Origin of the sequence: Pseudomonas sp. WS 5078 (assembly GCF_012985745.1) — a bacterium.
In the GTDB taxonomy this organism is placed as follows: Bacteria; Pseudomonadota; Gammaproteobacteria; order Pseudomonadales; family Pseudomonadaceae; genus Aquipseudomonas; species Aquipseudomonas lundensis_A.
On sequence record NZ_JAAQWX010000005.1, the window covers coordinates 70,611 to 85,158 of the forward strand.

Sequence of the window (14,548 nt, forward strand, 5' to 3'; positions counted from 1 at the left end):
GTGCCGTATTAAGGGCGGGAATACTCAAGCGCAGGTGGTAGCGGGATATGACGCAGACGCTGTGGTCGCAGCCGGTGAGCTGCGACCACACGGCGCAGACTCAGTTGCCGGGCGAGCGCATGTTGGCTTCGGCGGCTTGTGCCAGGTCGGGCGGCAGGAAGTCTTTATCGGGGTTGTAGTCGGCTTTCAGGTAGCGCGACAGCGCCTCCAGATCACCGGGGTTCAGCGTACCGGCGACTTGCTTGAGGCGCAGGTTGTCGAGGATGTAGTCATAACGGGTGTTGTTGTAGTCGCGCACGGAGTTGTACAGCTGGCGCTGGGCGTCCAGCACATCAACGATGTTGCGCGTGCCCACCTGATAGCCGATTTCGGTGGCTTCCAGCGCGCTCTGATTGGAGATGATCGACTGCTTGCGTGCCTGTACCTGCTCAACGTCGGTGTTCACCGCGCGGTGCAGGTTACGGGTGTTCTCGACCACCTGACGGCGCAATCCCTCACGCTGTTGCTCGGTCTGATCAAGGCGTGAATACGACTCGCGCACTTGCGAGCTGGTCAGCCCGCCGCTGTAGATAGGGATGTTTAGCTGAATACCGATGCTGCGTTGAGAGACATCACCGCTGTAGCGCTGCTGCAAGGCATTGGGGTTGCTCAAGCCGAAACCGTCGTTGTCGCCGGTCTTGTATTGCGCCACCGCGTCGAGTGTCGGCGCGTGGCCTGCTTTGCGTTGCTTGAGGGTTTCCTGAGCGGCATCCACGGCAAAGTTACTGGCCAGCAGATTGAGGTTTTGCTGCGCTGCCGTTTCAACCCATATTTTGGCGTTGTTCGGGGAGGGCGGCAGGATAGGCAGCGTGTGGCGCATGCCTTCAATCGCGTTGTACTGACGGTTGGTCAGGGTGATGAGCGCCTCAAAGGCATCATCGACCTGACGCTGCGCGACGATCCGGTTAGCCCGCGAGGTGTCATAACTGGCTTGGGATTGCAGCACGTCAGTCTTGTCTGACAGGCCCACGTCAAAACGTTCGCGGGATTGATCCAACTGGCGCTTGAAGGCCGCTTCTTCGGCCTTGGTCGCGGCCAGCGTGTCTTGGGCGCGCAGTACCGAGAAATAAGACTCGGCGGTTTGCAGGATCAGGTTTTGCTCCGTGGCTGACAGTTGCAGCGCTGCCTGCTCATTGACCGACTCTGCCGCTTTTAACTGGAACCAGCGGTCGATCCGGAAGATTGGCTGCGCCAGCGTCGCTTGATACACCACAGCACTGCGCGTGGTGGTCAGCGAAGGCTGATCGATGGACGTGCGCACACTGCTCGACTCGGCCCCCCCGGAGAGGTTGGGCAGCAAGCCAGCGCGGGCCTGTGGCACCACTTCCTTGCGTGCGGCGTAATCGGCACGGGCGGCTGCCAGGTCGGCGTTGTTGTCCACCGCCTCGTGATAAACGCTGACCAGCCCTGTCTGGCTGGCCAAAGGGGCCTGGGTTTCCATGGCCATAACGTTGGTCGCACAAGACACGGCGATAGCCAGTGAGAGTTTGCGCAGCATGAGCGATCCCTAGTTCAATAATGCGGAGAAAATAAACTCCCGAGGCCTCGTGTGGCGCTCGTGGCGTCAAGACGTAGCGAGTGTAGTAGCGGTGACACCTTGCAACAATGCCGTTGTTGCGACTTTTCTCACGCTGATTATTCCGGGGTTGGCGTTCTGCCTCAGTCTTGTCTAGACTGGCCGGGTTCTTGTCGGGGTGCCTTGCTATGAGGCTGAGATCGAATAATTTCGGATCCCGTTGAACCTGATCAGGTTAGCGCCTGCGTAGGGAACAAGATTTCTCGTCTCCCGGCGAGTCCTCTTGAGTACCGTCCGGGATCGATTGTTCAAAAAATGATCAATCGTTCGAGGCCGTGACTCAGCACCCAGTCCTTGGGTAATTCCGTACTTATTTCAGGTTCTCCCTCCGACAATCCGCCTGGATGCAGTCTGGAGAGCCGTGATGAGTACAAAACCAAAAAACGCGATCAACCTCAGTGATTCGGCAAAAGTCGATGAGCAGTCGGTCAAGCCGTTTACCCGCTCGCAAAAAGTCTACGTACAGGGTTCGCGCCCGGACATTCTGGTGCCGATGCGTGAAGTTAGCCTGGATGTTACACCCACTGATTTTGGCGGCGAAATCAACGCCCCGGTATTGATCTACGACACCTCGGGCCCGTATACCGACCCGTCAGTGCAGATCGACGTGCGCAAGGGTCTGGGTGATGTGCGTTCGGCCTGGATCGACGACCGGAACGACACCGAGCGCCTGCCGGGCCTGAGTTCGAACTTCGGGCAAATGCGCCTTGAAGACGCTGAACTGACCACACTGCGTTTCGCCCACGTCAAGAACCCGCGCCGGGCCAAGGCCGGTGCCAACGTTAGCCAAATGCACTATGCGCGTCAGGGCATCATCACCGCCGAGATGGAATACGTCGCCATTCGCGAAAACATGAAGCTGCAAGAGGCACGGGCCGCGGGGTTGCTGGACCAGCAACACGCGGGCCACAGCTTCGGTGCCAATATCCCGAAAGAAATCACCCCCGAGTTCGTGCGCGAAGAAATCGCCCGCGGCCGCGCCATCATCCCGGCCAACATCAACCACGTTGAGCTGGAACCGATGATCATCGGGCGCAACTTTCTGGTGAAGGTCAACGGCAACATCGGCAACAGCGCACTGGGTTCTTCGATTGAAGAAGAAGTGGCCAAGCTGACCTGGGGCATTCGTTGGGGGTCGGACACCGTCATGGACTTGTCCACCGGCAAGCACATCCACGAAACCCGCGAGTGGATCATTCGCAACTCGCCGGTGCCGATTGGTACGGTGCCGATTTATCAGGCGCTGGAAAAGGTCAACGGAGTGGCCGAAGACCTGACGTGGGAGCTGTTCCGCGACACCCTGATCGAACAAGCTGAGCAAGGCGTTGATTACTTCACCATTCACGCGGGCGTGTTGTTGCGCTACGTGCCACTGACGGCCAAACGCGTGACCGGCATCGTGTCCCGTGGCGGCTCGATCATGGCCAAGTGGTGCCTGGCGCACCACAAAGAGAACTTCCTCTACACCCATTTCGACGAAATCTGCGAAATCATGAAGGCCTACGACGTCAGCTTCTCGCTCGGCGACGGCCTGCGTCCGGGGTCGATTGCCGATGCCAATGACGCGGCGCAATTCGGTGAGCTTGAAACCCTGGGCGAGCTGACCAAGATCGCGTGGAAACACGATGTGCAGTGCATGATCGAAGGCCCCGGCCACGTGCCGATGCAGTTGATCAAAGAAAACATGGACAAGCAGCTGGAGTGCTGTGACGAAGCGCCGTTCTACACCCTCGGCCCGCTGACCACGGACATTGCGCCGGGCTACGACCACATCACCTCGGGCATTGGCGCGGCGATGATCGGCTGGTTCGGTTGCGCCATGCTGTGCTACGTGACGCCCAAGGAACACTTGGGGTTGCCGAACAAGGATGACGTGAAGACCGGGATCATCACATACAAAATCGCGGCCCATGCCGCCGACTTGGCCAAAGGCCATCCGGGGGCGCAAATCCGTGACAACGCCTTGAGCAAGGCGCGTTTCGAGTTCCGCTGGGAAGACCAGTTCAACCTCGGGCTGGACCCTGACACCGCGCGCTCGTACCACGACGAAACCCTGCCCAAGGACTCGGCCAAGGTCGCGCATTTCTGTTCGATGTGCGGGCCGAAATTCTGCTCGATGAAAATCACTCAGGAAGTGCGCATTTACGCCGCTAATCAGCGCATCGACGCGATTGACGTCGACGTTGCCCAAGGGCTGGCCGAGCAAGCCGCGCGCTTCAAGCAGGAAGGCAGTCAGCTGTACAAAAAAGTGTGATGTAAGCGCAATCGCTGCCGGGGCAGCGTTGCTGCACCTCGTCAGCGGTTTGTTTGCGCCGTTGTTTGGCGTGGTGCTAGTGGATCACTTCATTGTGCGCAAGCGCAGTGCGCAGGTCACCCCGGCCCTGTTCCGCTGGCCGACGTTGTTGGCATGGTTGGGCGGGGTAAGCGTCTATCACCTGCTGGCCAGTGTGGCACCCGACATGGGGGCGACGTTGCCTGCGTTGCTGGTGGCCGCGATGCTGCACTGGGCTTTTGGGCGTCGCCGCTAAAAGCCCCTGACCCCAACGCTCTGCTGTCGGGAGAGCGTTGGGTCGTGGCGCTTACCGCTGTGCAGGGAACCACTCAGGCTTGAGAATCCCGTTGAGGCGCGAGTAAGGGATTTTCAGTTCGACATGACCTTCGGAGTACGGCGCAATGCTGTACACATCGTACTTGAGTACAACATTGTCCTTGAGCAAGGCCACGTGCGGGGTCTGCTGGAACGGCCAAGTTTTTACATATTCAGGATCGTTGCCAAAGCGGGTGCTGATCAACCAGTTGTTATGCGCGACTTTGCCTGCGGCCCAGAAAGCTTTTTCCTGACCCGGAATCAGCATGTCCTGCAAGGTCACTTCCCGCTGATCCTTGTGCGAGTAGTTGATGAACCCGCGGCCCGGCATGCCATGTGCGCCACCGGTGTCCAGGTAGCTCGACAGCTCCACAATCACGAGGTCGTCATGCTGCTCACGTACCTTGGCCTGCAAGTAGCTGCTGTTGCGGCTGTCAGCGGTACGCAAAAACTGCTCGCGGTAGGCATTGAGGGACGGCGCCAGTTTGTCTTCGGGGGAGTTGACGGTCATTTTCAACAGGCGGCTTTCGATCAGTGCGTCCAGTTTGGGATCGCCCTGCGGGTGCACGGTGTCGATATTCACCAACGGGCAGTCCTGGCCCTTGCAGCCGGCCTTAAGCTGCTCCGATGCGTCAGGAGTGAAGGTCAGCGGTTTTGGTGCAGACGCTTGAAATACGCTTTGGCACGCGCCCAGGGTCAGGGCGATGCAGGTCAGGGAAGCAAACTTTAAAAGCGACATGGTCGTCCTTCATCAACAAAAGAAAAGCAAAGTTATGGGGGTTTGACTGCCTGCGAGGGCATCCGTTCGCCACTAAGCTTAAAGGTGCCAATTAGAGTTGGTTTACAGGTGATCCGTCTATCCCTGTGTCAGAAAAGTGGCTGCATCACGGCGCTTATGCGCGTTAGGATGCGCGATGCCGCGGGCCACCCCGGCAGCCATTTGCCAGCAAGAGGTTTGAATGACGGATATCACCAACGCTACGCCCAGCAGTGTCGAGATCGTAAAGCGCGAACAGTGTTTCAAGGGTTTCTATCAGCTGGACCGCGTGCACCTGCGCCACGAATTGTTTGCCGGTGGCATGAGCCGTGAGATCAGTCGTGAAGTGTTTGTGCGTCATGATGCGGTTTGCGTGTTGCCCTACGACCCACAGCGCGACGAAGTGGTGTTGATCGAGCAGTTCCGCGTCGGTGCCATGGGCAAAACTGAAAACCCTTGGTTGATCGAACTGGTGGCCGGTTTGATCGACAAGGAAGGTGAAAACGAGCCTGAACACGTGGCTCACCGTGAAGGCGAAGAAGAGGCCGGTGTGACGTTCACGTCGCTGTGGCCGATCACCCGCTACTTTCCGTCACCGGGTGGCAGCACCGAATTTGTGCACCTGTTCTTGGGGCGTTGCAGTACGCACGGCATTGGTGGCTTGCACGGCCTTGAGGAAGAAGCGGAAGATATTCGAGTGACGGTTTGGGCGTACGAAGATGCGCTACAGGCATTACGCGATGGTCGAATTTCCAATGCGGCAAGCATCATTGCCTTGCAATGGCTGGCGCTCAATCGCGCCGAGGTGAGGGGGTTATGGTCGTAAACGGGGTGCGCGACCGTTATCGGGTCGATCTGATTGGCTTGCAGGCTGCCTGCGAGGCCAATTACGCGCGCCTGATGCGTTTGTTGCCCGACATGCGCGAGCAGCCTGATGCGCGGCGCATTGCCGTGACCCAGGGCGATCAAATGCTCGGCGTTTTGACCCTCGAAGTGGTACTCGACTGCCCCTACACCAGCACTTTGCGCGTGCGCCAGGAACACAGCTTGCCGTGGTTGCCGGTGCCTGAGTTGCAGGTGCAGGTGTACCACGACGCACGCATGGCGGAAGTGATTGGCGCCGAGCATGCACGACGCTTTCGCAGCATCTACCCTTATCCCAATGTCGCCATGCACCAGCCGGACGAAAAAGCCCAGCTCAACGTGTTTCTGGGTGAATGGCTGAGCCATTGCCTGGCGTGTGGTCATGAATACGCACAAGTCAGATAAAGACGAAGTGTCCAGTCGCTGTCCATGAACGAGGCTGTGATCGGCAGCGCAAGCAGGCTAATGGCATAATCGCGCCATTCATCGACTTCTCCCGGGAGAGCCACCTTGCCGAGTGTTTCCACCCTGACCACTGAAGACCCGGTGCTGCTGGTGCAGCTCTCTGACAGCCACTTGTTTGCTGACGCAAACGGCTCGCTACTGGGGCTTAACACCGCTCGCAGCCTGCAGCAGGTTATCGACTTGGTAGGGGCCGAACAGCCGTCTGTCGACGTGCTGCTGGCCACCGGCGATCTGGCTCAGGACGGCAGCGTCCAGGCCTACCAATATTTTCGCCAGGTTACCGCTTCGCTGGCGCCAGTGGCGCGCTGGATTCCCGGCAATCATGACGATGTGCAGCAGATGCGCGAGGCGGCCATTCAAAGCCGTCTGATGGACCCGCGAGTGGATGTGGGCAATTGGCGTATCACGATGCTGCACTCCAACGTGCTGAAAAAAAGCCATGGTTATCTGGAAGACGACCAGCTTCAGTTGCTGGCGCAATCGCTGAGCGAAGCGCCGCAGCGTCATCACCTGATTGGCCTGCATCATCATCCGGTCCCGGTAGGTTGCCAATGGATTGAGCCGATCGGCTTGCTTAACGCCGAAGCATTTTGGGCCGTGATCGACCGCTTTCCTCAAGTCAAAGCTGTGCTGTGGGGGCATGTGCACCAGCCTTTCGATCAGCGACGCAAGGCAGTCAGGTTGTTGGCCACGCCTTCAACGTGTTTCCAATTCGCGGCGAACAGCATGGATTTCAAGGTTAGCAGCGAGGCGCCCGGCTACCGCTGGATACGCCTCAATCCTGATGGCACTTTGCATACCGGGATCTCGCGAGTAGCGGACTTTGACTTTGAACCTGACTACAGCACGGACAAATATTGACTACTGGACAAACTTACAGATGATGGGTCGAGTCATTCACCCCGAGTCAGGCTAAACTGCGCGTCTTTCTCAAGGCTGTGTCTGGCTGAATTTGTACTCGGGAGTAATGGCATGTCGGGTTCCATCTTGTATATCCACGGATTCAATAGTGCGCCCGAGTCGAAGAAGGCCTCGCAGTTGACGTCGGTGATGCAGCGAATGGGCCTTGGCGAGCAGTTACGTGTGCCTGCCTTGCATCATCACCCGCGTCAGGCGCTGGCACAGCTGGAAGCGGCCATCGGCGAGCTGGATAGCCCGTTGCTGGTGGGGAGCTCCCTCGGCGGCTACTATGCGACGTATCTCGCTGAGCGCCATGGCCTTAAAGCCTTGCTGGTGAATCCGGCCGTCAGCCCGCACCGCATGTTTGACGGTTATCTGGGTACTCAGACCAACCTGTACAGCGGCGAGACCTGGGAGCTGACCCACGATCACGTGAACGCCCTGGCCGAGCTTGAAGTCGCAGCTCCACGTGACCCGCAGCGCATTCAAGTGTGGCTGCAAACCGCCGATGAAACCCTCGACTACCGCTACGCTGAAAAGTACTACGCAGCGTGTGCCTTGCGCATTCAGGCCGGGGGCGATCACAGTTATCAGGGATTTGCCCGGCAACTGCCTGCGTTGCTGAGCTTTGCTGGAATAGCAGCAGAACAGTACCAAGCCATCGACTTTGCAGCCCTGTGAGGCACCCGTCGAATGGCCTTTATTTTCTTCATTTACGACTGACGACGAGACCCTATGGCCACTCCCAGCGCTAGCTCTTATAACGCCGACGCCATCGAAGTCCTCTCGGGCCTCGACCCGGTGCGCAAACGCCCCGGTATGTACACCGACACCAGTCGGCCCAACCACCTGGCCCAGGAAGTCATCGACAACAGTGTCGACGAAGCCCTGGCCGGTCACGCCAAATCGGTCAACGTCATCCTGCACGCCGACCACTCGCTGGAAGTCAGCGACGACGGGCGCGGCATGCCGGTGGACATCCACCCCGAAGAAGGCGTCTCAGGCGTCGAGCTGATCCTCACCAAGCTCCACGCGGGCGGTAAATTCTCGAACAAGAACTATCAGTTCTCTGGCGGCCTTCACGGCGTGGGGATCTCGGTCGTGAACGCCTTGTCGACCCAGGTTCGGGTCAAGGTCAAGCGTGACGGCAACGAGTACCAGATGACCTTCGCCGACGGCTACAAAGCCACCGACCTGGAAGTCATCGGCACCGTGGGCAAACGCAACACCGGCACCAGCGTCTACTTTGCACCGGACCCGAAATACTTCGACTCACCGAAATTCTCGGTCAGCCGCCTCAAGCATGTTCTTAAAGCCAAGGCCGTCTTGTGCCCCGGCTTACTGGTCACATTTGAAGACAAAAACACCGGCGAAAAGGTCGAGTGGCATTACGAAGATGGCCTGCGCTCCTATTTGGTCGATGCGGTCAGTGAATTCGAGCGGCTGCCAGACGAGCCCTTCTGCGGCGCCCTGGCAGGCAATAAAGAAGCGGTCGACTGGGCGCTGCTGTGGCTGCCAGAAGGCGGCGACAGCGTTCAGGAAAGCTACGTCAACCTGATTCCAACGGCGCAGGGCGGGACCCACGTCAACGGTTTGCGTCAGGGCCTGCTTGATGCAATGCGTGAATTTTGTGAGTTCCGCAGCCTGCTGCCGCGTGGCGTGAAACTGGCCCCGGAAGACGTGTGGGAGCGCATTGCGTTCGTACTGTCGATGAAAATGCAGGAGCCGCAATTCTCCGGCCAGACCAAAGAACGCTTGTCGTCCCGTGAAGCCGCCGCGTTTGTTTCCGGTGTGGTCAAGGACGCTTTCAGCCTGTGGCTCAACGCGCATCCTGAACTGGGCATGCAGTTGGCAGAGCTGGCGATCAACAACGCCGGACGCCGTCTCAAAGCCAGCAAAAAGGTCGAGCGCAAACGCATCACCCAAGGGCCAGCGTTGCCGGGCAAACTGGCTGACTGCGCGGGCCAGGACCCGATGCGCGCTGAACTGTTTCTGGTGGAAGGCGATTCCGCCGGCGGTTCCGCCAAGCAAGCGCGGGACAAAGAGTTTCAGGCGATCCTGCCCTTGCGCGGCAAGATCCTCAATACGTGGGAAGTCGATGGCAGCGAAGTGCTGGCCAGTCAGGAGGTGCACAACATCGCCGTGGCGATTGGCGTGGACCCTGGCGCAGCGGACATGAGCCAGCTGCGTTACGGCAAAATCTGCATCCTGGCCGACGCCGACTCCGACGGTTTGCACATTGCGACGCTGCTCTGCGCGTTGTTTGTACAACACTTCCGGCCGTTGGTGGACGCCGGCCACGTGTACGTAGCGATGCCGCCGCTGTACCGCATCGATTTGGGCAAAGAGATTTTCTACGCCTTGGATGAGGCGGAACGTGATGGCATTCTTGACCGTCTGGTGGCCGAGAAAAAACGCGGCAAACCGCAAGTCACGCGATTCAAGGGCTTGGGTGAAATGAACCCGCCGCAACTGCGCGAAACCACCATGGACCCCAACACGCGTCGTCTGGTGCAGCTCACGCTGGAAGACTTCGCCGCGACCTCCGAGATGATGGACATGCTGCTGGCGAAGAAACGTGCGGGCGACCGCAAGACCTGGCTGGAGTCCAAAGGTAACCTGGCGCAGGTGCTGGCCTGATGCGCAGAGCCTTTCTGGCGCTGCTGATGCTGGGCACCACGCCGCTGATGGCTGAAACATGGCCTGAACTGGTGTTGGCGTCTGAACACCCGGTTGAAGGGATGCGCGGCGGCAATTTGTCGGGCTTGGCGATGTGCCAGGGCGAAGTGTGGGCTGTGTCTGATCGAGATGATGATCAGATCTACCGACTCGACACCCGTTATCCCGAGTGGCTGGCCGAAGCGGTGAAAATCCATTTACCCCGGCCGCCGCAAAGCGGTTTGCCGTGGGGTGTGCGCATGATGGGCAAAGCCATCAGCCCGCTGCGGGGTGGCGATCTGGACTTTGAAGGCATCACCTGCGACGCGGCGGGCAACCGTTACGTGGTCAGTGAATCCCATGCGAGCGTGCTGTTGATAGCGCCGCAGGGCAACGCCTCATGGCTGAAAATCGACGCCGGTCTGGTGCGTCAGGCGCGGGCCAGCGGCATGCTGCTGCATTTCAATGCCTTGTTTGAAGGCATTGCGATCAACCCGCAAGGCAACCAGATCTGGCTGGCGGCAGAGCGCGAGCGCCGTGGCTTGCTGACCATCCGCAAAAAACAAAGCGTGTGGGACTGCGAAGACGGCTGCGTGATCATGAGTGAAGCGGGGCCGGAACAACCGCCACCGCAACTTAAGGCCAAACCGCAGGCCAAGGATTTCGCCGATCTGGCGGTGTTCGAGGGCAAGCTGTTTACCCTGGAACGCATGGCTTATCGCGTGTGCCGCCGCACGCCTGCGACCGGGCAAGTGGAGCGTTGCTGGTCATTTGCCGCTGACGCGCTGACCGCGCCGCGCCGTTACGCGTCGGCTTACGGGAATGCCGAGGCCTTGAGTGTCGACGCCCAAGGTGCCTGGATCGGTGTCGACAATGGCGATCACGTGCGTGCCGATGGCGAGGCGCGCCCGGTGGTCTGGCGCTTTGCGGCGCCGCCGGGTGGCTGGAGCGCCCGGTCATGAGTCAGCAACCACCGGGCAAGCGTGCCGGTCGTGTACTGATGATCGTGGCCTGGTGTGCCGGTTTGTACCTGGCGACCCAATTCTTCGGGCGTTGGGAACAGCGTCAGGAAAACCCCAACCGCGAGGTGGTCTCGGAGCAGGGCGAAGGCTTCGTCGACGTCAAACTGCAAGCCAACGTGCAGGGGCACTTCGTCGCCAGCGGCCGTATCAACAACGTGCCGGTGGAATTTTTACTGGATACCGGGGCCACCGATGTGGCGGTCCCGCTGGATTTGGCCCGGCAACTGGCATTGCCCAAGGGCGTGCCCGTGACCCTGAACACCGCTAACGGGCGGGCGCAGGGCTATCGCACGCAAATCGACCGTCTGCAACTCGGCGCCATTGTGTTGCGCAACGTGCGCGCAGTGGCTGCACCGGGGCTAGAAGGCGAACAGGTGCTGCTGGGCATGAGCGCATTGAACACACTTGAATTCACCCAGCGCGGCGGCACCATGCTGCTGCGCCAGACAACGAACTGAATGAGGTCCGCATGAGCGACTCCCTTGATCTCAGCCTGGACGGCGTAGAACGCCGGTCACTGGCCGACTTCACAGAACAGGCCTACCTCAACTATTCCATGTACGTAATCATGGACCGGGCCTTGCCGCACATTGGCGACGGCCTCAAGCCCGTACAGCGGCGTATCGTCTACGCCATGAGCGAGTTGGGGCTGGACGCCGACGCCAAGCACAAGAAATCGGCGCGTACCGTCGGTGACGTACTTGGCAAGTTTCACCCCCACGGCGACTCGGCCTGTTACGAAGCCATGGTGTTGATGGCACAGCCGTTCAGCTATCGCTACACACTGGTTGACGGTCAGGGCAACTGGGGGGCGCCGGACGATCCCAAGTCGTTCGCTGCCATGCGTTACACCGAAGCGCGTTTGTCGCGTTACTCCGAAGTCCTGCTCAGCGAGCTGGGTCAGGGTACGGCGGACTGGGTGCCGAACTTCGACGGTACGCTGGACGAACCTGCTGTGTTGCCCGCACGTTTGCCGAATATCCTGCTCAATGGCACCACCGGCATTGCCGTGGGCATGGCCACCGACGTGCCGCCGCACAACTTGCGAGAAGTCGCCACCGCCTGCGTGCGCTTGCTCGACGAGCCCAAGGCTACGGTTGAACAACTGTGCGAACACATTCAAGGCCCGGACTACCCGACCGAAGCCGAAATCATTACCCCGCGTGCCGACCTGCTGAAGATCTACCAGACCGGCCGTGGCTCGGTGCGCATGCGTGCGGTGTATCACGTTGAAGACGGCGACATTGTCGTCACCGCCTTGCCGCACCAGGTCTCGGGTGCCAAGGTGCTGGAGCAAATTGCAGCCTTGATGCAGGCCAAGCCGACCAAGCTGGCGATGGTGACTGACCTGCGTGACGAATCGGACCACGAAAACCCGTGCCGCATCGTCATCATTCCGCGCAACAACAAGGTCGATCTCGACGAGCTGATGCAACACCTGTTCGCCGTGACTGATCTGGAGTCCACGTTCCGGGTCAACATCAACATCATTGGCCTGGACGGCAAGCCGCAGTTGAAAAACCTGCGGGCCCTGTTGGTGGAATGGCTGGAATTCCGCATTAACACCGTGCGCCGCCGCCTGCAGTTCCGCCTCGACAAAGTCGAGCGTCGTCTGCACCTGTTGGACGGTTTGCTGACGGCGTACTTGAACCTCGATGAAGTGATTCACATCATCCGCACCGAGGAGCACCCCAAGGCCGAATTGATTGCACGGTTTGCCCTGACCGAAACCCAGGCCGACTACATCCTCGACACGCGCTTGCGTCAGCTGGCCCGTCTCGAAGAGATGAAGCTGCGGGACGAGCAGGATGCATTGCGTAAAGAACAAGCCAAGTTGCAAGCGTTGCTCGGCAGCGAAGCCAAGCTGAAAAAGCTGGTGCGCAGCGAGCTGCTGGAAGATGCCAAAACCTACGGCGATGACCGCCGTTCGCCAATCGTGGCCCGTGCAGAGGCCAAGGCGCTGTCGGAAAACGAGCTTGTTCCGACTGAGCCGGTAACCGTTGTGCTGTCTGAAAAGGGCTGGGTACGTTGTGGTAAGGGTCATGACCTCGACGCGACCGGCCTGTCCTATAAAGCGGGCGACGGCTACAAGACCGCTGCGGCGGGGCGTTCCAACCAGTTTGCGGTGTTTATCGACTCCACCGGGCGGAGTTATTCCGTGGCGGCGCACACCCTGCCATCGGCCCGTGGTCAGGGCGAACCGTTGACCGGTCGCCTGACGCCGCCACCGGGAGCCAGCTTTGAATGCGTGCTGTTGCCTGAGGACGATGCGCTTTTCGTCATTGCCTCCGACGCAGGTTACGGGTTTGTGGTTAAAGGTGAGGATCTGCAAGCCAAGAACAAGGCGGGTAAAGCCTTACTCAGCCTGCCCAAGGGCGCCAAGGTCATGCAGCCGCGTCCGGTCACCGATCGCGAGCATAACTGGCTGGCGGCCGTAACGACGGAAGGGCGTTTGCTGATCTTCAAGGTCAGCGACCTGCCTCAGTTGGGCAAAGGTAAAGGCAACAAGATCATCGGTATCCCCGGCGATCGCGTAGCCAGTCGCGAAGAGTACGTGACCGATATTGCCGTGTTACCTGACCACGCCACGCTGGTGTTGCAGGCGGGCAAACGCAACCTGTCGCTCAAGCCTGATGACCTCGAACATTACAAAGGCGAACGTGGACGTCGGGGCAATAAATTGCCCCGTGGTTTCCAGCGTGTAGACGCGATGTTGGTAGAAACGCCCAATTAAGCCGGTTTAGAGCACCCGATCTGCGTTTTTTCGCGTAGATCGGCTTTGCGGCGCTGGAGTCGGGCTGGATATTCGCGGATGATATGGCGCACTTGCGGCACCGCCCCATGGCGCTGTGGCCAGCGACTTTTTCGAGAATCACACTGTGGCGCGCCTGATGGCTGCCACCTGGATGGAATGATGAACGTTCTGCGCCTTCCTTTAATTGCGTTGCTGACCGGTGTGCTCGGCCTGGCGGGGTGCTCCACGCATCAGCCAGCTGCCTTGTACCAGCTGGACAGCGGCACTCCCGGTCAGCCCGCGCAAAGCGCCGGCATGGCTGTGGTACTCGGCCCGGTCACCGTGGCTGACTACCTGCAACGTGAAACCCTGCTGCAACGTCAAACCGACGGCAGCCTGAGCGCGGCCACCGATGGCCGTTGGGCGGGTAGCCTGTCGGCTGATATCGACCAATTATTGCTTCGCCAACTGGCCTGGCGCCTGGACAGCCAGCGCGTGGTGTTGGCCCCGGCGCCTGCGAGCTTCGCCCCTGACGTCCAAGTGCTGTTGTCGATCACGCGTCTGGACTCTGGAAAAAATCAGCCAGCCATCCTCGATGCGCAGTGGCGTCTGCTCGACCGTCGCGGTCAGGTGCGTGACAACCGCATGGTGCATCTGGAAAAACAGCACGATGGCACCACGGCCTCTCAGGTCAAGGCGCAAGGCGAGTTGTTGCAACAGTTGAGTCAACAGTTGGCTGTGGCCCTCAAGCCGTTGGCCAACCAGCCGCCATTGGTGGACGCCCGTAAACCGGAGCCCAAGCCAGCCCGCAAGGATGAATCTGACAAGCCGCGCATTCCGATGGCTTCCCCGATTCGTACAGACATGGAAGTGTTCCGCTTCTGAGTCAGTGGCCAATAAAAAAATCCCGCGAATGTGCGGGATTTTTTTTGCAGGTCAAAATTGC

12 protein-coding genes, 1 pseudogene and 1 riboswitch are annotated in these 14,548 nt (G+C 59.6%); of the genes and pseudogenes, 11 read left to right on the forward strand and 2 right to left on the reverse strand.

The window, feature by feature from the left end; all coding sequences use genetic code 11:
• Positions 1 to 100: 100 nt before the first annotated feature.
• Positions 101 to 1,537 carry a TolC family outer membrane protein gene (locus HBN68_RS08885; protein WP_094991929.1) on the reverse strand — a complete coding sequence of 479 codons (1,437 nt, stop codon included), beginning with the start codon at positions 1,535 to 1,537 and terminating at the stop codon, positions 101 to 103.
• A gap of 182 nt (positions 1,538 to 1,719) precedes the next feature.
• Positions 1,720 to 1,825: riboswitch (TPP riboswitch) on the forward strand.
• 154 nt (positions 1,826 to 1,979) lie between these two features.
• Here HBN68_RS08885 and thiC point away from each other — a divergent pair.
• Positions 1,980 to 3,869: a phosphomethylpyrimidine synthase ThiC gene (gene thiC / locus HBN68_RS08890; RefSeq protein WP_094991930.1), complete on the forward strand. Its 1,890-nt coding sequence runs from the start codon at positions 1,980 to 1,982 to the stop codon at positions 3,867 to 3,869.
• A 31-nt stretch (positions 3,870 to 3,900) separates the two neighbouring features.
• A pseudogene (locus HBN68_RS08895) lies at positions 3,901 to 4,143 on the forward strand (putative hydroxymethylpyrimidine transporter CytX); the annotation flags it as partial.
• Positions 4,144 to 4,194: 51 nt separating this feature from the next.
• On the opposite strand, the gene HBN68_RS08900 reads toward HBN68_RS08895, so the two are convergent.
• Positions 4,195 to 4,941, reverse strand: a complete 747-nt coding sequence (locus tag HBN68_RS08900) for an RsiV family protein (RefSeq protein WP_169963699.1) — start codon at positions 4,939 to 4,941, stop codon at positions 4,195 to 4,197.
• Between the two features lie 220 nt (positions 4,942 to 5,161).
• On the opposite strand from HBN68_RS08900, the gene HBN68_RS08905 reads away from it, so the two are divergent.
• From HBN68_RS08905 to HBN68_RS08945, 9 genes are all read left to right on the forward strand, one after another.
• Entirely contained in the window at positions 5,162 to 5,785 is a 624-nt protein-coding gene (locus HBN68_RS08905; protein ID WP_169963702.1) for an NUDIX domain-containing protein, read from the forward strand.
• The gene (locus HBN68_RS08910; protein WP_094991933.1) at positions 5,776 to 6,228 is read left to right on the forward strand and encodes a DUF1249 domain-containing protein; all 453 of its coding nucleotides are present in this window, start codon (positions 5,776 to 5,778) and stop codon (positions 6,226 to 6,228) included. Before HBN68_RS08905 ends, HBN68_RS08910 begins: the two co-directional genes overlap by 10 nt.
• Positions 6,229 to 6,333: 105 nt before the next feature.
• Entirely contained in the window at positions 6,334 to 7,149 is an 816-nt protein-coding gene (gene cpdA, locus HBN68_RS08915) for a 3',5'-cyclic-AMP phosphodiesterase (RefSeq protein WP_169963704.1), read from the forward strand.
• Between the two features lie 111 nt (positions 7,150 to 7,260).
• Entirely contained in the window at positions 7,261 to 7,869 is a 609-nt protein-coding gene (locus tag HBN68_RS08920; protein WP_094991935.1) for a YqiA/YcfP family alpha/beta fold hydrolase, read from the forward strand.
• 54 nt (positions 7,870 to 7,923) lie between these two features.
• Positions 7,924 to 9,828, forward strand: a complete 1,905-nt coding sequence (gene parE, locus HBN68_RS08925; protein ID WP_169963706.1) for a DNA topoisomerase IV subunit B — start codon at positions 7,924 to 7,926, stop codon at positions 9,826 to 9,828.
• The gene (locus HBN68_RS08930) at positions 9,828 to 10,808 is read left to right on the forward strand and encodes an esterase-like activity of phytase family protein (protein ID WP_169963709.1); all 981 of its coding nucleotides are present in this window, start codon (positions 9,828 to 9,830) and stop codon (positions 10,806 to 10,808) included. The genes parE and HBN68_RS08930 overlap by 1 nt, the downstream gene beginning before the upstream one ends.
• The gene (locus HBN68_RS08935) at positions 10,805 to 11,326 is read left to right on the forward strand and encodes a TIGR02281 family clan AA aspartic protease (RefSeq protein ID WP_169963710.1); all 522 of its coding nucleotides are present in this window, start codon (positions 10,805 to 10,807) and stop codon (positions 11,324 to 11,326) included. Before HBN68_RS08930 ends, HBN68_RS08935 begins: the two co-directional genes overlap by 4 nt.
• A gap of 11 nt (positions 11,327 to 11,337) precedes the next feature.
• Positions 11,338 to 13,602, forward strand: a complete 2,265-nt coding sequence (parC, locus tag HBN68_RS08940) for a DNA topoisomerase IV subunit A (RefSeq protein WP_094991939.1) — start codon at positions 11,338 to 11,340, stop codon at positions 13,600 to 13,602.
• A 180-nt stretch (positions 13,603 to 13,782) separates the two neighbouring features.
• Complete coding sequence (locus HBN68_RS08945; protein ID WP_169963712.1) at positions 13,783 to 14,487, forward strand: ABC-type transport auxiliary lipoprotein family protein; 705 nt, start codon at positions 13,783 to 13,785, stop codon at positions 14,485 to 14,487.
• The last annotated feature ends 61 nt before the right edge of the window (positions 14,488 to 14,548 follow it).